We start from the raw sequence: 21,060 nt of genomic DNA, 5'->3' as shown, positions 1-21,060 counted from the left end.
GGCTGCTCTTTTTTGCACCCAAGGGGGTATTAAAATGAATAAATTTCATAAATTGATGGCTGCTAGCGTAACAGTTGTGGCTGCAGGAACATTAGCTGCTTGTGGCAATAATAGCAATAGTTCATCCAGTGGCACTAAAAAGACATTAAACTGGATGGATAAAACTGAAATTGAAGGAATGGACTTGTCTAAGGTTACTGATGCGACAAGTTTTACCCAGTTGAACAATACGATGGAGGGTCTGTATCGTCTGGGTAAAAATGCTAAGGTCAAGCCAGGCCTAGCTACTAAGACAACTACCAGTAAGGATGGCAAGACTTGGACCTTCATCTTGCGTCAAAATGATAAGTGGTCAAATGGTGATCCCGTAACTGCCCAGGATTTCGTTTATTCCTGGCGCAGAACGGTTACCCCAAATACAGGTTCGCAATATTCATACTTGTTCTCAGGCGTGAAAAACGCGGATGCCATCGTGGCTGGCAAGAAGAAGCCAACTACGCTAGGCGTCAAGGCTATAGGTAAAGATAAGCTGGTTGTCACTTTGGATAAGCGAATTCCATATTTCAAGCTGTTGATGGGCTTCCCATTATTCTTCCCACAAAACCAAAAGACGGTGGAGAAATACGGCAAGAGCTATGGTACTTCTTCTAAGACGACGGTTTATAATGGACCATTTGTCCAAAAAGGCTGGACTGGTTCCAACCTCTCTTGGAAATTGCAGAAGAACAAGCATTACTGGGATAAGAAGAACGTAAAACTCGATACGATTAACTTCAGCGTCCAAAAGACGCCTTCAACTGACTACAACCTGTACCAAGCAGGCAAGTTGGATGCAGCCTTGCTTGGCCCGCAAGCTTCTAAGCAGTTAAAGCACCAAAAGGGCTATACCTTGAGAAAGACTGCTTCAACTATTTACTTAGAGATGGACCAAAAGAAGAAGCCATTTAGCAATGAAAACTTCAGAAAGGCTATTTCTCTAGCAGTTAACCGGAAAGAATTGGCTAATTCCGTTGGTGGGGCCGCAGAACCTGCAGACACTCTTTCTCCAGAAAACATGACAGAAGTTAATGGTAAAGACTACACTGACCTAGTAAGAGGAACTGCTACTAAGAAGTTCAACACTTACAATAAGCAGCAGGCTCAAGCATACTGGAAGAAAGCCCAAAAGGAATTAGGTACCAAGAGTGAGTGCAGCTTCGCTATCTTGACTTACGATGACGATGCTTCTAAGAAGGGCGGCGAATTCTTGCAGAGTGCAATTGAATCAGCCCTAAAGGGTGTTGACGTCAAGGTTCAAAGCATTCCGAAGAAGACTGCTTTGGGTCACGCAGGTAATGGCGATTACGATGTCTTCCTTATGGGTTGGACCGCCGACTTCTCAGATCCAATTTCATTCTTAGACTTGAATATGACTCATAATTTTCAAAATTGGGAAAAGTACTCAGATTCTACTTATGATAAGCTTGTTGCAGAATCTAAGGTAACTCCAAGTGAGGCTAAGCGTTGGGACAGTTTAGTTAAGGCTGAACAAAGAATTATTGATACGCAAGGCGTTACTCCTTTGTATCACCCAGAAGAAGCTTGGATGGTTCGCTCCAGCGTTAAAAACGTGGTTTACAACGGTGCTGGTGCTCCATACAACTTCAAAGAAGCTTATGTCGAAAACTAATAAACAACAATTAATCATTCATGAATCTCCTCTCTTAAGTGAAAAGCAGGCTGAAAAAATCAGTCTGCTTTTTAATTTTTCCTTGAAAAATAGTTGCTTTGCTAGTAAAGTATAGCTAATAAATTTTTTGAATGAGAAAAGGAGAGCTCTATGTCTAATTGGAATACCAAATTTGCCAAAAAAGGTTTAACCTTCGACGATGTTTTATTAATTCCAGCAGAAAGTCATGTTCTACCTAATGAAGTTGATTTAAGCACTAAGCTGGCTGACAATATTAAGTTAAATATTCCATTGATCAGTGCTGGCATGGATACCGTTACTGAGGGAGCAATGGCAATTGCGATGGCTCTCCAAGGCGGACTGGGCGTGGTACACAAGAATATGTCCATTCAAGCTCAAGCTAGCGAAGTAGCTAATGTGAAGAGCGTGATCGTTCCAAGTAATGCCTCTAAGGCTACCGTAGATGACCAAAATAGATTGCTCTGTGCTGCAGCAGTTGGTGTAACTAGCGATACTTTTGAAAGAGCAGAAGCATTGCTAGAAGCCGGTGCGGATGCAATCGTAATTGATACCGCGCATGGTCATTCAGCTGGCGTTTTGCACAAGATTAAAGAAATTCGCGATCATTTTCCTAATCAAACTTTAATTGCTGGTAACGTGGCTACTGGGGATGCAACGCGTGCATTATTCGATGCCGGCGTTGATGTAGTTAAAGTTGGGATTGGCCCTGGTTCAATTTGTACTACTAGAATCGTGGCCGGTGTTGGTGTTCCGCAAATTACCGCAATTTATGATGCTGCTACAGCTGCACGCGAATACCACAAGCCAATTATTGCCGATGGTGGGATTAAATATTCAGGCGATGTAGTTAAGGCTTTAGCCGCTGGTGGCAATGCCGTAATGCTCGGTAGCATGTTGAGTGGCACTACGGAAACTCCTGGCGACATTTTTGAAGATAATGGCAAGAAGTATAAGAGCTACCGTGGTATGGGTTCTGTTGGTGCAATGGCCCAAGCACATGGCTCAAGCGATCGTTATTTCCAAGGTGGCGTTAATGAAGCCAACAAGCTGGTTCCTGAAGGAATTGAAGCTCGGGTAGAATACAAGGGTGACGTTTCCGACGTTGTCTTCCAGATTGATGGTGGTCTTCGTTCAGGTATGGGTTACTGTGGTGCTGCCAACATTCCTGAATTGATTGAAAAGGCCCAATTTGTACAAATTACTAATGCGGGCTTACGTGAATCACATCCACATGACGTGCAAATGACTAAGCTAGCTCCTAACTACAAGTAAAAGCAATACACATATAATTTAATTAAAAAATAAGAGGGAAGATCAAACTTTTCTCTTATTTTTTAATTTTTATTTGCTTTAGACTAGATATTTTTTAATCTTTTGGTATAATTAAAGCAACATTAAAATTAGAATATAAAACAAAAGGAAAATGAGGGAGCAATTAATATGGCTAGATACCTATTAAAACGTATATTTTACATGATCCTCACTTTGTTTATTGTAGCCACGGTGACTTTCTTTCTAATGAAGTCAATGCCTGGTTCACCTTATGCTAACGAAGCGAAGATGACATTAACTCAGCAACATATTATGAACGAACAATATGGTTTGAATAAACCAGTTTGGGAACAATACTTGATCTACATTGCTGGGATGCTGCATGGCGACTTTGGTACTTCATTCCAATATAGCAATCAACCCGTAGCTTCGTTGATTGGTGCTCGTTTGGGTGCTTCGGTTCAATTGGGGCTGCAAGCATTAATTCTTGGGGTGGTCCTCGGCGTGATTGTTGGTGCAATTGCCGCTGTTAAGCAAGGTACCTGGGCTGATTCAACTGCTACCGTAATTTCAATTATTGGTAAGTCAGTTCCTAACTTCGTTTTAGCCGTATTGCTTCAATATTATATTGGTCTTAAATTAGGCTGGTTCCCTTTAGCTGGTTGGGGACAGTTCTCTCAAACAATTATGCCAACAATTGCTCTTTCGGTAGGGCCATTTGCGGAAACAGCACGGTTTATCAGGACTAGTATGGTCGATAACTTAAGTAGTGACTACATCGAATTGGGTAAGGCTAAAGGTTTAAGCAAGACCGAAGTAATTAGAAAGCACGCAATGCGTAATTCGATGATTCCTTTAGTTACTTTAATCGGACCTTATGCAGTAGCCTTAATGACTGGTTCAATGGTTATTGAAAATATCTTTAATATTCCTGGAATCGGTGAACAATTCGTTAAGTCAATTTTGACCAATGATTATCCAACGATCATGGGAATTACGATGGTCTACTGTATTGGATTAATTGTCATTTTGTTGATTACCGATATAGTTTACGGATTGATTGATCCAAGAATTAGATTAGATGAAAGCGAGGCTTAGAAGACGATATGACTGAAGAAAATTTAACCCTTCCGGCAGATGCCTTTGAACCTTTACCAAAAGATGAAGCTCAAGATAACGAAAATATTGCGGGCCCATCATTATCATTTGGACAAAACGTTTGGCTTCGTTTTAAACAAAGAAAAGCCGCAGTCATTTCTGCAATTATCGTTATCTTGATGATTGTAGTCGCTTTCGGTTCGACACCATTCATCAATAAAAGTACCCTGGTTAAATCACATCCGCAATACGCCAATTTGCCAGCAAAAGTGCCAGGCTTGAGTGCAGTTAATGGCTTGAACGGTAAGATTAAGCAAAATGGTAAATGGGTTGATGCCTATGCCGAAAATAATGTTCCTAAAGACAAATACTTTTTAGCCGGGACTGACTACTTAGGTCGTTCGCTGGGTCAGAGAATTATTTATGGTACTAAGATTTCTTTAATTGTTGCCTTAGTTGCTGCCTTGTTTGACTTAACTATCGGGGTTATGTACGGAATAGTGTCCGGCTGGAAAGGCGGGGGAGTCGATAACGTGATGCAACGGATTATCGAAATTATCTCCTCCGTACCTAACTTGATTATTGTAGTTTTGATGTTGGTTAAATTGAAGCCAGGGATTACCTCAATCATTTTGGCTATTGCAATTTCTAGTTGGACAACGATGGCGCGGCAGGTCAGAGCAGAGACCTTGAGTTTGAAGAATGAAGAATACGTTTTAGCTGCCCGTTCTTTGGGTGAATCACCCTGGAAGATCGCTTGGAAACACTTGGTTCCGAACCTTTCAAGTATTATTATCATTCAAACGATGTATACTATTCCAACGGCCATCTTCTTCGAAGCTTTCTTAAGTTTCATTGGTATCGGTATTTCAGCTCCAGAAACTTCATTGGGTGTCTTGCTTAACGAAGGACAAAAGAATTTCCAATTCTTACCATACCAAATGTGGTACCCAGCAATCGTTTTATGTATCTTAATGATTGCCTTTAACTTGTTGGGTGATGGTTTACGTGATGCCTTTGACCCAAGAGGACAAAGATAGAAAGGACTAACCTAAATGCCAGAAGAAAGAGTTTTAGATGTTAAAAATTTAAAAATTGATTTTCACACTTACGCTGGTGAGGTTAAGGCAATTCGTGATGTGTCCTTTCACTTAAATAAAGGTGAAACGTTAGCCATTGTAGGCGAATCAGGTTCAGGGAAATCAGTTACTACCCGTAGTATTATTGGGCTTTTAGCTAGAAATGCCCAAATTGAGGGTGGTGAGATTAATTTTCATGGTAAGAATTTGCTAGATTTGCCTGAAAAAGAAATGCAAAAAATTCGGGGTAATGAAATCTCAATGATTTTTCAGGATCCAATGACTTCACTTGACCCTACGATGAAAATTGGTCAACAAATTGCTGAACCGTTAATTAAGCATAAAGGTGTTTCCAAAAAGAAGGCTTGGGCAAAGGCTTTGGAAATGATGAAGGCAGTTGGGATTCCTAACGCTGAGGAACGAATCAATGAGTATCCTCACCAGTTCTCAGGTGGGATGAGACAAAGAATCGTGATCGCAATTGCCTTGATTTGTGAGCCAGAAATTTTATTGGCTGATGAGCCAACTACCGCTTTAGACGTAACTGTTCAAGCAGAAATTTTGGACTTAATGAAAGATTTGCAAAAGCGGGTTAAGACCTCAATTATTTTCATTACGCATGATTTGGGTGTGGTTGCTGGAATGGCAGACCGAGTAGCTGTAATGTATGCTGGCGAATTTTTGGAATTCGGCAGCGTAGATGAAATCTTTTATGATCCGCAACATCCATATACTTGGGGCTTGATTAATTCTATGCCTACTCTTGATAGTGATACTTTGGAATCAATTCCAGGGACGCCGCCTAACTTGCTTGATCCGCCTAAGGGAGATCCCTTTGCTCCGAGAAATAAATATGCTATGAAAATTGATGTTGAGCAAAAGCCACCATTCTTCAAAGTAACTAATACGCATTATGCAGCAACGTGGTTGCTTGCCCCAGGTGCGCCTAAAGTTGAGCCACCAGCAGAAATTCAAAGACGTTGGAAGAAATATGATTCAATGAAACTAGATGAATTGATAAAGACTGAATAGTCGCAGCAAAGGAGATTTTTATGCCAGAACAAAAGAAAATTTTGGAAGTAAAACATCTAAAACAATACTTTAAAAATGGCCGTAATGTTACCAAGGCTGTAGACGATGTCAGTTTTGATATCTATGAAGGTGAAACCTTTGGACTAGTAGGTGAATCAGGATCAGGTAAAACCACTACCGGTCGTTCAATTTTACAATTGTATAAGCCAACTAGCGGTGAGATTATTTTTGAAGGTAAGAACGTAGAAAATTTAAAAAGTAGGGCAGATAAACTTGCTTTTACTAGGGATGCCCAAATGATTTTTCAGGATCCATATGCTTCACTTAATCCTAGAATGACCGTTGAAGATATTATCGCTGAAGGGTTAGACATTCACCATTTAGTCAATAACAAGGAAGAAAGAAGTAAGCGAGTAGAAGAGCTGCTGGAAACGGTTGGTTTGAATAAAAGCCATGCTAGTCGTTTCCCACATGAATTCTCAGGTGGTCAGCGGCAAAGAATCGGAATTGCTCGTGTGTTAGCGGTAGAGCCTAAGTTTATCGTAGCTGATGAGCCAATTTCTGCTTTGGACGTTTCAATTCAGGCACAAGTAGTTAACTTGATGATTGAATTGCAAAAGAAGCGTAATTTAACTTACTTATTTATCGCGCATGACTTGTCGATGGTTAAATTTATTTCTGATCGAATTGGGGTTATGCACTATGGTAAGTTGCTTGAAGTTGGTCCGGCCGATGATGTTTATGACCGGCCATTGCATGATTATACGAAGAGTTTAATTTCTGCAGTACCAATCCCTGATCCAGAAATTGAACGCTCAAGAACACGAATTCCATATGATGCTCAAAAAGAAGAAATGGACGGTAAAGAACGTAGCATGCATGAAATCCGTCCCGGACATTTTGTTCGTTGTAGTGAAGATGAAGTACAGCATTATGAAGAAGTAGCTGCTAGTTACGAGTAGAAATTAAAACATAAAGAAAAAGACTTAATTCAGTGATTTGAACACTAATTAAGTCTTTTAATTTGCTTTTTATTATTAAGCTTAAGCTAATGAATCCCAAGCAGGCAAGTCAGTAATTGGACCTTCCGCAAGTTCTTGTTGCTTCTTAGTCAAGTACTTCTTGTGAACAACAACTTCGTAAACATAGTCCTTGAACCAGTCATTATTCATGACGTAGAAGCCTTTAGCACCAGACTTGTCACCCCATGAGTTTTCAACCTTCCATTGACGAACATCACCGTTATCTTCATCAACACCAACTAAAGTCATGGCATGAGAAACTTGACCCACACCGGTTCTTAATCTGTCAGCCTTAGACATCTGAAGATCAACACCAAACAAGTCATCTAACTTGTAAAGGTTAGTATCAAGATAGCCGCTCTTCCGGTTCATTTGACGAAGCACATCGTTACCAAACCAAACAGCTTCACCATCTTTTAATTGAGCAATGGCAGCTGATGATAAGTATTCCATTGGTACGTTTAACAGCTTGATTCTGATTGAACCAGCAATGTTGTCTTCTGCTGGAAGACCATAGAGCTTGTCATATTCGTGATCAGGTGCGTTGGTTAAAACAACGTAGTCGTCAAAGTCAACGTCGCCTAAGTACTTGTGCAAGAATTCTAATGGGGTCAGGTTCTTGTCTAAGTGATACTTCTTATCGTCATCACGATATTCTAGGTCAAACTTCTTAGGTGGTTCACCAACGGCAATGGCGGTCATTTGGTAAACTTGGCTCAAGAATTTTTCACGAGTTTTCTTGATTTCGTCTTCCTTGCCGTATTGTTTTAATTCACGCAATACTAAAGCATCTTTCTTTAATTTGTCGCCCAAAGCAGTCGCAAAACCAGTCGTATCATTAGTGTTGAAGGTTTCAGGCATTGCGTATGAAGGAACAACACCGTATTTTTCTACTAAGGCTGCGGCCATTTGGAATTGACCACCGTCAGTACCAGCAAAATCCAAATCAGTCTTAACTTGACGTGAGTCAAGTGGCATATTGGCACTAGCCAAGATTCTGTTGTAGAACATGTTGGCCCGTTCAATCTTGTCCCAGAAGAAGTTGTAAGCTTGTGAGAAGGTGAAGTTCTTAGCCTTGTACTTTTTGCCAAAAGCGTGGCGCAAAACATTTAAGGTTGCGAATTCCCAGCAACGACCTGAGTGCTTTTGATTGGTCACATTATCGGTGTCTAATTCAGTTGAGAAGACACGGGTTAATTTGCTTTGTACGCGGTCGTTATAAGAAGCTTCGAGTACACCACTGCGTTGAGCGGCACGAGCAACGACTTGGTTTTCAGGATTCTTATTAAAATCAGCAGAGAACTTTTCTAGTTCTTGCACAGTTAATTCATGAGCCATTTAAAAATCTCCTTTATTCTTTTTAATTTTTTCTTAAATTAACTCTATTTTAAGCCAAAATAAAAGCAGGTTCAATTACTGAACTCGCTTTAGAGAATTTATCCGTCACTTATTAGATTTCTTGCAATAATCTAATAAATTAATCAATTTGGATAGAATTGCCATTATTGCCAGCAGTTTGCTTTGGTAAAGTGATGGTCAATATACCATTATCATACTTTGCATGGATGTCAGTTGCAACTACATTTGGTAATCTGTAGCTTCTTGAGATGCTGCCTTCGCTTCTCTCTTTATGAATAATGTTGCGATCTTTGTCACTAGTGTCCTTAAATGATTTTCTAGAGCCGCTAACATTTAAGACGCCATCTTTGTAGCTAACATTGATATTATTCTTGTCCATGCCAGGCATATCAATCTTGACCATGTAGTCCTTGTCGTTTTCTGCGACATCAGATTGCATAATGTTTTCAATTTCGCTGTCATCAAAGAAATTTCTTGGAAAACCAAACCAGTCGTTCATTGCGTCCATCATATCATTACGACGATTCATAATATCGTTTGCCATATAACAAAACTTCCTTTCATTTTTATTTGCTTTCTTATCTCGTAAGGACTCGTTCTCTTTTTCCTTACACTGATTATTGTAGTCGTTTGTCAGCAAAATTAAACTATTTAGCACTCAGAAGCATATAGTGTTAAATAAAGATAAAAAGATTATTAAATCAACGGTTAACTCTTGTGGATAACTTTTGTATAATAATGATCAAAGGAAGATTGTGAATTATTATGGTATATTTTCAAAAAATGACGCCGGAAGGCTATCAACAAATTAAAGATGAAATTGCGCGTTTGAAGAAGGATCGGCCAAGAAGAATTAAGATTCTGCAGGCTGCACGGGCTTTAGGTGATTTATCTGAAAATACGGAATATACGGAAGCTAAACGGGACTTAGGCCACTTGCAAAGTCGTTTGCGTTATTTAGGCAAGCAATTGAAATATGCCGAAATCGTTGAGACTGAAGATGATGGCAAGGTTAATTTAGGCAAAACCGTTGTTCTAAAGTTTGATGACGATGATGAAACTGAAGAATATAAAATTGTTGGTCGAATGGAAGCTGATCTGGCTGAAGGGAAAGTTTCCTTCGATTCGCCTTTAGGTCAAGCCATTATGAAAAAAGAAGCTGGTACTACGGTCCAGGTGGAAGCTCCAGCAGGTGCCTATCAAGTCACGATTGTAGCTGTTAAATAGGCTATGTATTCAATAAGCTGTACTTTTTTGGTATAATATGGGTTTTGTAGGGTACAATTCAGATTAGGAGTGAAGGCTTTGAATACGCCACAGTCTAGAGAAGGCAATGTTATTCGCTATGCAGTTTATCTGATCGGCTATGTGATGGTATTTGCAGTAGTGAAATTAGTCACCAGGAAGTCGCCGCTGCGTATATGGGACTTGATTTTATTCGGCCTAATTACAGCAATGATTTTACTTTTTTACATATATCGTTTTAATCGTGAGCAGCGCTTTTTCTCGCGTGATTTTCAATTGCCTTGGCTGGGCAATATGTCGACAGTTGTCTTGCTTACTTTAGTAATCACGGCCACGCGAATTTCACTCTCATATCTACAGGCGTATCACGCGATTAGCTATTATGACTTTGAGTTAATTTATTTAAAAAATGAATCAAACAATATGTTTTGGTTCCTAATTGTGGCTCAAGGAATTATCTTGCCGATCTTGCATGAATTTTTAGCAACTGGATTTTTGTTTAATTATGCTTTTCGCACTAATACCAAAAAGGCAGCAATCTTGGGGATAATCGTGTCAGGGGTTATTTTCAGCGTGTTGAATTTTCAGAGTTCGCCCTTGCTGCTAGCAGTAGAAGCCGTGTATGGCATGCTGTATGCGTGGAGCTATCTTTATACGCAAACCATTTGGATGCCAATGTACCTAGCTATTGTCAGTGGTGTGTTAACTGTAATTATGATTTAAAAATTAGACAAGCAAAAAGGATGAGAAAATTAATTCTCATCCTTTTATTTTTGTAAAAAAAGCGGATAGCGTGAATCGAACCCGCATCTACAGCTTGGGAAGCTGTCGTTCTACCATTTAACTATACCCGCAATACAAATTCTATTTTATCATGCTTTAGCTAAAGAAACCAATTATTTTTTTGCTTGTTTTTGAACAGTTAAGTGAATATTTTGTCGATCAATTAAGCTAGTGAAGTTTTGGAAAAGCCAGCGACGTAATTCATTAGGCTCAATGACCAGGGGCATTCGATTATGGATTGGTCGCATGTCCTGGTTAGGATCAGTAGTTACCATGGCAAAATTGTTTTGATCATAGATTCCTGCAATCAATGTAATGGGATTCTCGGTTTTAAAACCGTAGCGTTCATGATACTTTCTGCCGTTTGATGCTTGGTATGTCTTTTTAGCATATTCAAAGAATTCGCTGGTCAAGATAATGCAGCGCTGTTTAGCAAAAGACTGGTCCCACATTGAAGGCTTAGCTTCATAAAAACGCTCAATTCTGGCATTAAACAAAGGCTTATGCTCATCAACCGGGCTAGGATAACCCCAATTTTTATTGATTAATTGCAATTGATTATTTTGAAAAAGCAAAACAGGTGCCGTCTGATTGGGGAAGATGTCTTTAGCTTCTACATCAATTTTTGGTTCAACTAATGGCAAGGCTAAATCTTGCTTAAGATATTTTTGAATTTGTTTTAGGTCAGGTAGACGAAACTGGTTACACATAAGGGAATCCTTTCTTTGCTGGTAGTTTAATAGTAGCCTATTTTTTGTTAAAATTAAGTGATTAAACGACTTTATAATGAAAAAATAAGAATTTATTAGATAGAGAAGAGCAAAATTTATGGCAAAAGAAATTTTATTAACGGGAGATCGTCCTACTGGTAAGCTCCACATTGGACATTATATTGGCTCCTTAAAGAATCGAGTAAAATTACAAAATTCAGGTAAATACGATCCTTATATCATGATCGCGGATACGCAGGCTTTAACCGATAATGCCCGCAATCCTGAAAAGATTCGCAATTCTTTAGTTCAAGTAGCATTAGACTATTTGGCCGTTGGTCTTGACCCAGAAAAATCAACGATCTATGTTCAATCCCAAATCCCAGCTTTGTTTGAATTAACTGCTTACTACATGGACTTAGTAACGGTTGCACGTTTGGAAAGAAATCCAACCGTTAAGACTGAAATTAAGCAAAAGGATTTCAAGGATTCTATTCCTGTTGGCTTTTTGAACTATCCAGTTTCTCAAGCAGCTGATATTACTGCATTTAAGGCGACTGTTATTCCAGTTGGGGATGATCAAGAGCCAATGCTGGAACAAACACGTGAAATTGTCAGAACCTTCAATCGAGTTTACAAGACCGACGTTTTAGTAGGACCTAAGGGCTACTTCCCACCTAAGGGTCAAGGTCGTCTGCCAGGTCTTGATGGCAACGCTAAGATGTCCAAATCATTAGGCAATTGCATTTACTTATCAGACGATGCCAAGACCGTTCAAAAGAAAGTTATGTCTATGTTCACTGATCCTGACCACGTTCATGTAGAAGATCCAGGCAAGGTAGAAGGCAACACTGTCTTCACTTATCTCGATGTCTTTGATCCAGATAAGGACAAGGTAGCTGAACTTAAGGCCGAATACCAAAAGGGCGGCTTAGGTGATGTAAAGATCAAGCGCTATTTGAATAAGGTTTTAGAAGCAGAACTAGCACCAATTCGTGAACGCCGTGAGAAGTTTGCTCAAGATGAAGATGCAGTTTATGAAATGCTCTTAGAAGGCTCAAAGAAGGCCAACCAAGTTGCTAACGCTACTTTAGAGCAAGTTCGTGATGCGATTGGTTTGAACTATTTTAAGAATAGATAAGATCGAGTTGAGGTAAAGTCATGCATGATCGAATTCCTTGGAAACAATATTTTATGATGCAAGCCTTGGTGATTGCCCAGCGGTCTACCTGTAATCGAGCTTTAGTGGGGAGCGTCTTAGTAAAGGGCAATCGCATTATCGGTACGGGCTATAATGGTTCCGTTTCCGGGCAGCCGCATTGCGATGATGTTGGTCACCAAATGGTGGATGGTCACTGTGTAAGAACAATTCATTCAGAAATGAATGCAATTATTCAATGTGCCAAGTTTGGCGTTTCTACAGAAAATACCGAGATCTACGTCACGCATTTTCCTTGTTATAATTGCTGCAAGTCATTATTGCAAGCAGGCGTGAAAGAGATCAATTATTATTTTGATTATCGTGACAATCCTCTGGCAATGCAGCTGCTTCATGATTGTGGGGTACCATATGAACAAATTAAGATCGATCGCAAATATGTGGAAAGCCTGGCTCATAAACTTGAAGAAGACGAAAATTAGTCTACTTTGGCTGGTTGGCTTAGTAGCAGTATTTTTAACTACTACTGGTTTTATCCAGGACAATATTGAAGATAATCTCCACTTATTAAATAAAGAGACTAAGACATTAATTACCGAAAAGAATAATCGTTACTTTCAAACTAAAGAGCAGCCACAGATCACGGTGATCACGGTTAAGCGTTTGAACAAGCTAACACCGAAGGCATTAGATCACTCTAAACGTAGTGTTTTTATTGTAGTAGGACAAAAGGGCAAAAAGCGCAATGTGCAAATTTTTTCTACTAAAGATTTGCATGGTGCCTTTACGGCTGATACCAGAGCCAATATTTTGCGTGCTGAAGTTAATAAATTGCGCAGCAATAATAAAAATACTTTTAATGAAGGCTTGCGTTTTGTCTTTCGCGCTTGTGCTACCCGGGTTGACCAGCAATATCAATATGCATTGGACAAATATGATTTAACTAGTGCGGAACAAAATAAGATTTCGCATCCGCATAGCGTAGCCTTACCTATTGCCTTGGCACTAGCATTTTTAATCATGGGGATCGTCTATGTGCTAAAGAAATTTGGTCACCGCAATATATCTTCACCTAAATAACGGCTTGACTTATTGTGGCTTAATCCTTACACTTTTTATAGATATAGTTAGCGAAAAAACTGTTAGGTGAGACTCCTATGTGAACACACGCTATCGCCCAGAAACATCCAGAGATGCCAACGGGTTAAATAGGTGTCGTCGATTTAAGGCGAGATCCAGATAGCTAGCATGTGCTTACGTCACGTAGTGTTAAAACTGAACGATGAGTATGACAAAGCCTTGTTTGGCGTTGAGTCACCTGCAGTAATAGCAGGTGGCTTTTTTGTTTGCTTGTCAATCTGAATGAGAGGGGCAAAGAATGTTAAAAGCAGCTAGTAAAAAGCGTTTGAATGTCGACATTCGTAGAATTCAACAGATTGCTCGTGAATCGCGTAGTGAGACGCTAGCGAGGTTGCAAGCTAGTGCAGAAGGGCTTTCCACCAATAAGGCTGAAGAAAATAGAAAAGAATATGGCAAAAACGAGATAAGAAACAATGTTAACGCGTCGAAATGGCGCTTATTCTGGGAATCAATCGCTACGCCATTTACAGTAGTGCTGATTATCTTGACGTTGGCCACTTTGTTTACCAGTTATATCTTAGTGCCGCAAGGCGATAACGTAGATACAGTCATTGTCATGGCAGTCCTATTGATTATTTCAGTAGTGGTTAATTTTGTTCAAAAAATTAGAATTGCCAAAGTTACGGAAAAATTGCTTGATATGGTTTCAGTCACTACTAACATTCGTCGTGATGGCGACAACGTGGAACTGCCTACCGATGAGGTTGTAGTAGGAGACGTGATTAACCTGTCGGCTGGTGATATGATCCCAGCGGATATGAAGTTATTGACGAGTAAAGACCTCTTCTGTTCTTCTAGTTATCTAGATGGTGATCCTGAGCCTGCCGAAAAAATGGCTAACGTAGCCCTGAAGCCGAAAATGTTGGCTGATTATCTGAATTATCCCAATATTTTATATGAGGGTACAACGGTCGTCTCTGGGTCTGGCAGTGGCATCATCTTTGCTGTAGGCAACAACATCGTTTTTGGCAAAAAAGTACAAGAAATTTCCCGCAAAAAGGTGAAAACTACTTTATTCGATCGTGAAATGAAGCAGTTAGCGAAGATTTTGATTATTGCAACCGCAATTTTAGTGCCACTATTATTTATTATTAATGGTCTTACTAAAGGAGATTGGGGTGAAAGTCTCGTCTTCGCTTTGGCTGCTGCCGTGGGATTAACGCCGGAAGTTTTGCCAATTATCGTGAATAGCAACTTGAAAAAGGGTGCGCTTGAAATGTCTAAGCAAGGTGCCATGGTGAAGCAATTGAATGCTATTCAGAATCTAGGTTCGACCGATGTCTTTTGTATTGATAAGACAGGAACATTGACACAGAATCAGGTTGTATTAGAGCGACACTATGATCTTGATATGGATGAAACGCCACGAATTTTGAAATTCTCATATTTGAATGCGTATTATCAAACGGGCATGAAGGGCTTAATTGATAAGGCGGTCATTGACGCGGCTGGAGATGAATTAGATGTCAATGAAATTCAGCGTGACTATAACAAGATCGATGAGATTCCATTTGACTATACTCGTAAAAGAATGAGCGTCGTGGTTGTCGATAATGATGAGCATCACGGTCAGCACTTATTGGTAACTAAAGGTGCGGCAGAAGGGATGCTTGATATTTCTAGCAAGATTGAACTAAATGGTAAAACTGAAGATCTAACTGCAGCTTGGCGCAAGAAAATTTTAAATCAGATTAATGAATTAAATGATGATGGTCTGCGCGTATTATTAATCGGTTATAAGCTTAATCCTGCTCCTGTGGGAGAATTTTCTGCTAAAGATGAAACTGATTTAACGATCATCGGTTATTTGGCTTACCTGGATCCACCTAAAGAAAGTACCAAAGAAGCTCTTCAGGAGCTGAAAAACGATAATGTGAATGTCAAAATCTTTACCGGTGACAATGAAGCCGTTACGCGTGCAGTTGCCTTACAAGTTGGCTTAAATGTCGATACGGTGTATGACGGTCAACAAATTGAGGCAGCTACGCCGAATGAATTGGCCGAAATTGTAGAGAAATGTGATATTTTCGTGCGTCTAACACCAGAGTTGCGGACTAAGATTATCAATGCCTTGAAGCAAAATGGTCATACCGTTGGCTATATGGGCAATGGCAATAAGGACGCTTTGGCGATGAATGTTGCTGATGTGATGATCACGTCGAATAACGCGGTAGATATCATTAAGGAGTCCGCGGATATTGTCTTTGAGCAGAAGGACTTACAACTGCTTGAAGAAATGATCATCATGGGGAGGAAGGTCTTTTCCAATACGATGAAGTATATCAAGACCTTCTTAGTAACTGATTTTGGCAGCATGATTGCAATGGTGGTGTCATCTCTGATTTTGCCATTTTTGCCATTATTGCCTTTGCAGCTATTAATCCTAAATCTGTTATATAGTATCAGTTGTTTAGCGATTCCATTTGATAGCGTGTCAAAGAACTATGTCAAAAAGCCGCAAAAGTGGTCAATTAAAAAGTGGCCTAAATTTGTGTTGAACTTTGGCCCAATTCCGGCGATTATTGACTTTATTGCAATGGCGGGGATGTTTTATTGGTTTTGCCCTAATCTAGTAGGAACTAATTATCATCATTGGGTCTTTGTATCATTATTTTATTCAGGAATTTTTGTAGAATCGCTGTGGACGCGGTCAATGGTAATTCATGTTTTGCGTGATGAGAGATTTCCATTCTTTAAACAGCGCGCCACACCGCTTGTTTTTTTGGTCACGTTGGCTTTAGCCTTATTTGGCAGTGCATTGCCTTCTTCTAATATAGGTCCTAATCTAGGATTAATGCAGCTACCGTTAAGTTTTTCATTGTTTGTGGTGGTTTTGGAAATTATTTATGTTTTACTGACAACCGTGGTGAAAAAGTTATATTTGAAAAAAGAAAAATTTTAATTAAAGAAGGAATTAGCTTTATTTGGGTCAATTCCTTTTTAGATTTCATGGTAAGATAGAATAGATATTTTAGACGAATAAAGGAGTATGACAATTAATGGCTGATAAAGATACTTTTTATATTACAACCCCAATTTACTATCCCTCTGGTAGATTAACTATCGGTAATGCTTATACGACAATTGCAGCTGACACCATGGCCCGCTACAAACGCAGTCAAGGCTATGATACCTTCTTCTTGACTGGTACTGACGAGCACGGCTTGAAGATTGAGCAAAAGGCCGAAGCACAAGGCATCAAGCCACAAGAATTCGTAGATAAGATGGCTGCTTCTTATAAGAAATTATGGAAGAGTCTGGATATTTCTTACGACAAGTTCATTAGAACTACGGATAAGCAACATGTGGTAGCTGTCCAAAAGATTTTTGAAAAACTTTTAAAACAAGGTGATATTTACTTAGGCGAATACACTGGCTGGTACTCAGTTGAAGATGAAGAATACTTCACTGAATCCCAATTAGCTGAAGTTTACAAGGATGATGATGGAAACGTCATCGGTGGTAAGGCACCAAGTGGTCATGACGTGCGCTTGGTTAAGGAACCATCCTACTTCTTCAAGATGAGCAAGTATGCCGATCGTTTGGTTGAATACTACAAGGAACATCCTGACTTTATCTTGCCTCATTCCCGTGAAAATGAAATGATCAACAACTTTATTAAGCCAGGCTTGGAAGACCTTTCCGTAACGCGGACCACGGTTGACTGGGGTATTCCTGTGCCAAGCGATCCTAAGCACGTGGTTTATGTTTGGATTGATGCTTTGTCCAACTATATTACTGCTTTAGGTTATGGTTCAGATGATGATTCATTATTCAAGAAGTACTGGCCTGCTGATGTTCACTTGGTAGGTAAGGAAATCGTTCGCTTCCACACTATTTATTGGCCAATTATGTTGATGGCATTAGGTTTGCCACTTCCTAAGCATATCATCGGCCATGGTTGGGTATTGATGAAAGATGGCAAGATGTCCAAATCTAAAGGCAACGCTGTTTACCCAGAATCATTGACGAGCCGCTACGGGGTTGACCCACTGCGCTATTACTTAATGCGTGCTCTTCCTTTTGGTGCTGATGGAATCTTTACGCCAGAAGACTTTATTGAAAGAATCAATTATGATTTGGCTAACGACTTGGGCAATTTGTTAAACCGTACTGTTTCCATGATCAACCAATATCAAGATGGTCATGTTGCTGCTACTGCTATTGCGCAGGATGAATTTGGCGAAGATTTACAAAATACTGCAGCTAGCGTCATTAATGATTACAGAGAGTACATGGACTCATTGCACTTTTCACACGCTTTAGATAGTATTTGGAAATTGGTAAGTCGTGCTAATAAGTACATTGATGAAACTACCCCTTGGGTATTGAACAAGGAAGGCAAGACTGAAGAGCTTTCTCGCGTAATGTCTAACTTAGCGGAAAGCTTACGTTTAATTGCCGTGATGATTGCGCCGGTAATGACTGAGACTGCTCCTAAGATGTTCTATCAACTGGGCTTAAACTGGGGTGATCACGAGCAAAGAAAGTTGGCCTTTGGTGACTTTGCCTGGAATGTTAAGGTAGTGGAAAAGCCAAAGCCAATCTTCCCAAGACTTAAGGCTGAAGAAGAAGTTAAATACATTAAAGACGAAATGGCTAAGGCTAAACCAAAGAAGACTACTAGAAGCGAGCAAAAGAAGGGTAAAGAAATTACCATTGATGATTTTGATAAGGTTAAGATTCAAGTGGGTCAAATCTTGTCAGTAGAACCTGTTCAAGGCTCAAAGAAATTGCTCATGTTCAAATTGGACTTTGGCGATGGCAAGGAACGTCAAATTTTAAGTGGTATCCGCAAGTTTTATCCAGATGCTAGCGAATTGCTTGATAAGAAAGTTTTGGCTGTTACTAACTTAAAGCCACGGAAGATGTTAGGACACTTGAGTGAAGGCATGCTTTTATCTAGTGAAAAGAATGGCGAGATCAAGTTGGCTATTGTCGGTGATGAGCATGCAGTTGGAGCTGAATTAGGTTAATGGAGATTATTGACAATCATACTCATTTAAATGATGAACCTTTTCGCGGTAAAGAGCAGTATTATCTTGTCCGAGCTAAAGCTTTAGGCGTGACCAAAGTGATTTGTGCTGGTCAAGATCCTGACTTTAATCAGCGGGCAGTTGATTTAGCACAAAAATTCGATAATGTTTACGCAATGGTAGGCTACTGTCCTGATGTCGCTAAGGACTACGATCAAAAGGCTGAAGATGAGTTGATTAAGCAATTAAAGATGCCAAAAGTCGTTGCCATGGGTGAGATTGGCCTGGATTATTATTGGGATGAATCTCCGCGTGACGTGCAGCGAGAAGTATTTGCTCGCCAGATTGAAGTGGCACATGACTTGAAGATGCCGGTTGATATCCATACCAGAGATGCATTTCCAGATTGCTATGACATTTTGAAAAACAGTAATCTAGAGTATGGCGCTATTTTGCATAGTTTTAATGGTGGTGTTGATTGGCTGAATAAGTTCCTTAATTTGAATGTCTACTTCTCATATTCGGGCGTAGTTTCCTTTACTAAGGCTATTGAAGTGCATGAGAGCGCCAAGGCTGCGCCACTTGATCGAATTCTAGTAGAGACTGATGCGCCCCATATTTAACGCCTAAGCCATATCGTGGTCGGCAAAATGAAACGGGTTACGTGCGATATGTGGCTGAAGCTATTGCTAAATTGAGAGATATTCCACTTGCGGAAGTTGCAGATGCTACATATAAGAATACAGTGAGAGTTTATGGGCTTGAATAAAAAGAATTTTGATGCGGTAATCGTTGTCGAGGGAAAAGACGATACTATCCGTTTAAAGCAGTTTTTCCCTGGAATTGAAACGATTGAAACTAATGGTTCAGCCGTTTCAGATAAAGTGTTGGCACAGATTAAAAAACTAAGTAAAACAAGACAAATTATTGTCTTTACCGATCCGGATTTTAACGGTGAGCGTATTAGAAGAATTGTGACGAACGCTGTGCCTAATGCTAAGCAAGCCTTTATCACGCGCAAAGAAGGCGAGCCTCATAAAAAGGGTAGCTTAGGCGTAGAACATGCTTCAAAGGAAGCATTAACTAGAGCCTTAGGCGATTTGCATGAAGTTGAGCCACAAAAGAGTGATTTAACCGAAGACGCGTACCGCAATTTGGGTCTAGCTGGTGGCAGTGGTTCGCGCAAGTTGCGTGAACAAGTAGGAATTAAACTAAGTGTTGGTTACGGTAATTCCAAGCAGTTTTATAACCGTTTGCATACCTTTGGCATTTCGCTTAATGAATTGAGAGTGGCAGTGAAGGAGGCAAAGGATGGCAAATAATATTCCAATTGGTTCCCCTGTTAGAACGCAAGCAATTATTAATCGTTACTTCGTTAAAGCTAAGAAAAATTTAGGGCAGAACTTTTTGGTTGATCAAGCGGCTATTTTAGGTATCGTACAAGCAGCAGATATTCAGCCGAATGATCAAGTTATTGAAATCGGCCCAGGAATTGGTTCATTAACTGAGCAATTGCTTTTAGCTGGAGCCAAAGTTTTCGCTTATGAGGTAGACGACAGCTTGCCTGAAATTTTGCAAAATGAATTGCCCCCCAAAATTGACAATCAACCGTTAAGCCAACGCTTTAAATTGCTGCTGAAAGATGTTTTGAAGGCTAATTTTAAAGAGGATTTGGCAGGCTTCTTTGATCTGAAAAAGCCAATTAAGGTAGTGGCTAATTTGCCGTACTACATTACGACGCCAATTATTTTTGCTTTAGCCGAGTCAGATCTGCACTTTGCTAGTTTGACCTTAATGATGCAAAAAGAAGTTGCGGAAAGATTAGAAGCTAGTCCTGGCAATAAAGAATATGGTCCATTAACAATTTCTGTTCAAACAGAAATGAAGGTAAACCTGGCTCTGCAGGTAAGTCATAATTCATTCATGCCACGGCCCAAGGTAGACTCTAGCGTAGTTGTCTTAACTCCGCTTAAAGATAAGCCTGTGATTGGTAATCGACAGCATTTCGTTTGGGTAGTTAAGATGTGCTTTGCACAAAGAAGAAAGACGCTGAACAACAACTTGAAGGCATTAGTTCCTGATAATACGACAAGAGAGGCCCTAATTAAGGAATTAGGCGTTGATCCACGGATTCGCCCGGAAGATTTAACAATTAAACAATTTATTAAAATTGCTAGAAATGTACATAGGAAGTAGTGCTAAGTGTATAATTTTTTGCGGTAAGTTGAATAATTAATTAAAAAAGCTCAAGTCCTTTGAATTTAGACTTGAGCTCAAACAAAAAGACCAGTAGTCTGATGTTAAGAACAAAAAACACATTAGAAGCTGGTCTTTTATGGAATCTATTATAACTGATATCGTGAAAATTATTAAGTCTGAAAATAATGTTATTGCTCGTGAAAAGGCATTAATGTGCTACTTCTTTGGTTTGATTAGAGAATTAATAAAATTAGCACTAGAAGAAGTTGATGCCGGCTTAGTTGAAGAAACTAAAA

General features: G+C 39.7%; 18 protein-coding genes, 1 tRNA gene, 2 pseudogenes and 1 riboswitch. Of the genes and pseudogenes, 17 read left to right on the top strand and 4 right to left on the bottom strand.

What is annotated here, in order from left to right; translation table 11 throughout:
* Nucleotides 1–34: 34 nt before the first annotated feature.
* From BLP58_RS07635 to BLP58_RS07610, 6 genes are all read left to right on the top strand, one after another.
* Nucleotides 35–1,669 carry a peptide ABC transporter substrate-binding protein gene (locus BLP58_RS07635; RefSeq protein ID WP_013855254.1) on the top strand — a complete coding sequence of 545 codons (1,635 nt, stop codon included), beginning with the start codon at nt 35–37 and terminating at the stop codon, nt 1,667–1,669.
* A gap of 150 nt (nt 1,670–1,819) precedes the next feature.
* The gene (gene guaB / locus BLP58_RS07630) at nt 1,820–2,962 is read left to right on the top strand and encodes an IMP dehydrogenase (RefSeq protein WP_013855256.1); all 1,143 of its coding nucleotides are present in this window, start codon (nt 1,820–1,822) and stop codon (nt 2,960–2,962) included.
* Between the two features lie 168 nt (nt 2,963–3,130).
* Nucleotides 3,131–4,060 (top strand): oligopeptide ABC transporter permease, encoded by a 930-nt coding sequence (opp3b, locus tag BLP58_RS07625; RefSeq protein ID WP_025084211.1) that lies wholly within the window; start codon nt 3,131–3,133, stop codon nt 4,058–4,060.
* An 8-nt stretch (nt 4,061–4,068) separates the two neighbouring features.
* Nucleotides 4,069–5,100 carry an ABC transporter permease gene (locus BLP58_RS07620; RefSeq protein WP_013855258.1) on the top strand — a complete coding sequence of 344 codons (1,032 nt, stop codon included), beginning with the start codon at nt 4,069–4,071 and terminating at the stop codon, nt 5,098–5,100.
* A gap of 15 nt (nt 5,101–5,115) precedes the next feature.
* Complete coding sequence (locus tag BLP58_RS07615) at nt 5,116–6,171, top strand: ABC transporter ATP-binding protein (protein ID WP_013855259.1); 1,056 nt, start codon at nt 5,116–5,118, stop codon at nt 6,169–6,171.
* Nucleotides 6,172–6,191: 20 nt separating this feature from the next.
* Nucleotides 6,192–7,133: an ABC transporter ATP-binding protein gene (locus BLP58_RS07610; protein WP_013855260.1), complete on the top strand. Its 942-nt coding sequence runs from the start codon at nt 6,192–6,194 to the stop codon at nt 7,131–7,133.
* A gap of 81 nt (nt 7,134–7,214) precedes the next feature.
* Here the strand turns inward: BLP58_RS07610 and BLP58_RS07605 are convergent, their stop codons facing one another.
* A complete protein-coding gene (locus BLP58_RS07605; protein ID WP_013855261.1) occupies nt 7,215–8,531 on the bottom strand; it encodes a C1 family peptidase in 1,317 nt (438 codons plus the stop codon).
* Between the two features lie 139 nt (nt 8,532–8,670).
* Entirely contained in the window at nt 8,671–9,096 is a 426-nt protein-coding gene (locus BLP58_RS07600; RefSeq protein ID WP_013855262.1) for an Hsp20/alpha crystallin family protein, read from the bottom strand.
* Between the two features lie 221 nt (nt 9,097–9,317).
* On the opposite strand from BLP58_RS07600, the gene greA reads away from it, so the two are divergent.
* Complete coding sequence (gene greA / locus BLP58_RS07595) at nt 9,318–9,779, top strand: transcription elongation factor GreA (protein ID WP_013855263.1); 462 nt, start codon at nt 9,318–9,320, stop codon at nt 9,777–9,779.
* 78 nt (nt 9,780–9,857) lie between these two features.
* Complete coding sequence (locus tag BLP58_RS07590) at nt 9,858–10,520, top strand: CPBP family intramembrane glutamic endopeptidase (protein WP_013855264.1); 663 nt, start codon at nt 9,858–9,860, stop codon at nt 10,518–10,520.
* Between the two features lie 60 nt (nt 10,521–10,580).
* Here BLP58_RS07590 and BLP58_RS07585 read toward each other — a convergent pair.
* A tRNA-Gly gene (locus BLP58_RS07585) sits at nt 10,581–10,651 on the bottom strand.
* A 42-nt stretch (nt 10,652–10,693) separates the two neighbouring features.
* Complete coding sequence (locus BLP58_RS07580; RefSeq protein WP_013855265.1) at nt 10,694–11,290, bottom strand: SOS response-associated peptidase family protein; 597 nt, start codon at nt 11,288–11,290, stop codon at nt 10,694–10,696.
* 118 nt (nt 11,291–11,408) lie between these two features.
* On the opposite strand from BLP58_RS07580, the gene trpS reads away from it, so the two are divergent.
* The 9 genes and pseudogenes from trpS to BLP58_RS11925 form a co-directional block, all read left to right on the top strand.
* Nucleotides 11,409–12,431, top strand: a complete 1,023-nt coding sequence (gene trpS, locus BLP58_RS07575) for a tryptophan--tRNA ligase (protein ID WP_013855266.1) — start codon at nt 11,409–11,411, stop codon at nt 12,429–12,431.
* Nucleotides 12,432–12,451: 20 nt separating this feature from the next.
* Complete coding sequence (locus tag BLP58_RS07570) at nt 12,452–12,931, top strand: deoxycytidylate deaminase (RefSeq protein WP_013855267.1); 480 nt, start codon at nt 12,452–12,454, stop codon at nt 12,929–12,931.
* Nucleotides 12,888–13,529 (top strand): TPM domain-containing protein, encoded by a 642-nt coding sequence (locus tag BLP58_RS07565; RefSeq protein WP_013855268.1) that lies wholly within the window; start codon nt 12,888–12,890, stop codon nt 13,527–13,529. Before BLP58_RS07570 ends, BLP58_RS07565 begins: the two co-directional genes overlap by 44 nt.
* A 51-nt stretch (nt 13,530–13,580) precedes the next feature.
* Nucleotides 13,581–13,744, top strand: a riboswitch (M-box (ykoK) riboswitch).
* An 83-nt stretch (nt 13,745–13,827) separates the two neighbouring features.
* Nucleotides 13,828–16,491 carry a magnesium-translocating P-type ATPase gene (gene mgtA, locus BLP58_RS07560; RefSeq protein ID WP_056956887.1) on the top strand — a complete coding sequence of 888 codons (2,664 nt, stop codon included), beginning with the start codon at nt 13,828–13,830 and terminating at the stop codon, nt 16,489–16,491.
* Between the two features lie 97 nt (nt 16,492–16,588).
* Complete coding sequence (gene metG / locus BLP58_RS07555) at nt 16,589–18,565, top strand: methionine--tRNA ligase (RefSeq protein ID WP_013855271.1); 1,977 nt, start codon at nt 16,589–16,591, stop codon at nt 18,563–18,565.
* Nucleotides 18,565–19,334 (top strand): annotated as a pseudogene (locus BLP58_RS07550) (TatD family hydrolase). The gene metG and the pseudogene BLP58_RS07550 overlap by 1 nt, the downstream one beginning before the upstream one ends.
* Entirely contained in the window at nt 19,321–19,887 is a 567-nt protein-coding gene (gene rnmV / locus BLP58_RS07545; protein WP_013855273.1) for a ribonuclease M5, read from the top strand. The pseudogene BLP58_RS07550 and the gene rnmV overlap by 14 nt, the downstream one beginning before the upstream one ends.
* Nucleotides 19,877–20,761: a 16S rRNA (adenine(1518)-N(6)/adenine(1519)-N(6))-dimethyltransferase RsmA gene (gene rsmA / locus BLP58_RS07540; protein ID WP_013855274.1), complete on the top strand. Its 885-nt coding sequence runs from the start codon at nt 19,877–19,879 to the stop codon at nt 20,759–20,761. The genes rnmV and rsmA overlap by 11 nt, the downstream gene beginning before the upstream one ends.
* 139 nt (nt 20,762–20,900) lie before the next feature.
* Nucleotides 20,901–21,060 (top strand): annotated as a pseudogene (locus BLP58_RS11925) (ISLre2 family transposase); the annotation flags it as partial.

Source organism: Lactobacillus kefiranofaciens, assembly GCF_900103655.1.
Lineage (GTDB): Bacteria > Bacillota > Bacilli > Lactobacillales > Lactobacillaceae > Lactobacillus > Lactobacillus kefiranofaciens.
This window is presented reverse-complemented; position numbering and strand designations above follow the sequence as displayed.

What these genes read in the sequence shown, in the direction of transcription:
- BLP58_RS07605 (WP_013855261.1), bottom strand. Translation starts at nt 8,531, where the DNA reads ATGGCTCATGAATTAACTGTGCAAGAACTAGAAAAGTTCTCTGCTGAT.
- greA (WP_013855263.1), top strand. Translation starts at nt 9,318, where the DNA reads ATGGTATATTTTCAAAAAATGACGCCGGAAGGCTATCAACAAATTAAA.
- BLP58_RS07635 (WP_013855254.1), top strand. Translation starts at nt 35, where the DNA reads ATGAATAAATTTCATAAATTGATGGCTGCTAGCGTAACAGTTGTGGCT.
- BLP58_RS07610 (WP_013855260.1), top strand. Translation starts at nt 6,192, where the DNA reads ATGCCAGAACAAAAGAAAATTTTGGAAGTAAAACATCTAAAACAATAC.
- mgtA (WP_056956887.1), top strand. Translation starts at nt 13,828, where the DNA reads ATGTTAAAAGCAGCTAGTAAAAAGCGTTTGAATGTCGACATTCGTAGA.
- rnmV (WP_013855273.1), top strand. Translation starts at nt 19,321, where the DNA reads ATGGGCTTGAATAAAAAGAATTTTGATGCGGTAATCGTTGTCGAGGGA.
- BLP58_RS07565 (WP_013855268.1), top strand. Translation starts at nt 12,888, where the DNA reads ATGTGGAAAGCCTGGCTCATAAACTTGAAGAAGACGAAAATTAGTCTA.
- opp3b (WP_025084211.1), top strand. Translation starts at nt 3,131, where the DNA reads ATGGCTAGATACCTATTAAAACGTATATTTTACATGATCCTCACTTTG.
- BLP58_RS07580 (WP_013855265.1), bottom strand. Translation starts at nt 11,290, where the DNA reads ATGTGTAACCAGTTTCGTCTACCTGACCTAAAACAAATTCAAAAATAT.
- guaB (WP_013855256.1), top strand. Translation starts at nt 1,820, where the DNA reads ATGTCTAATTGGAATACCAAATTTGCCAAAAAAGGTTTAACCTTCGAC.
- rsmA (WP_013855274.1), top strand. Translation starts at nt 19,877, where the DNA reads ATGGCAAATAATATTCCAATTGGTTCCCCTGTTAGAACGCAAGCAATT.
- BLP58_RS07600 (WP_013855262.1), bottom strand. Translation starts at nt 9,096, where the DNA reads ATGGCAAACGATATTATGAATCGTCGTAATGATATGATGGACGCAATG.
- BLP58_RS07620 (WP_013855258.1), top strand. Translation starts at nt 4,069, where the DNA reads ATGACTGAAGAAAATTTAACCCTTCCGGCAGATGCCTTTGAACCTTTA.
- BLP58_RS07570 (WP_013855267.1), top strand. Translation starts at nt 12,452, where the DNA reads ATGCATGATCGAATTCCTTGGAAACAATATTTTATGATGCAAGCCTTG.
- BLP58_RS07615 (WP_013855259.1), top strand. Translation starts at nt 5,116, where the DNA reads ATGCCAGAAGAAAGAGTTTTAGATGTTAAAAATTTAAAAATTGATTTT.
- trpS (WP_013855266.1), top strand. Translation starts at nt 11,409, where the DNA reads ATGGCAAAAGAAATTTTATTAACGGGAGATCGTCCTACTGGTAAGCTC.
- metG (WP_013855271.1), top strand. Translation starts at nt 16,589, where the DNA reads ATGGCTGATAAAGATACTTTTTATATTACAACCCCAATTTACTATCCC.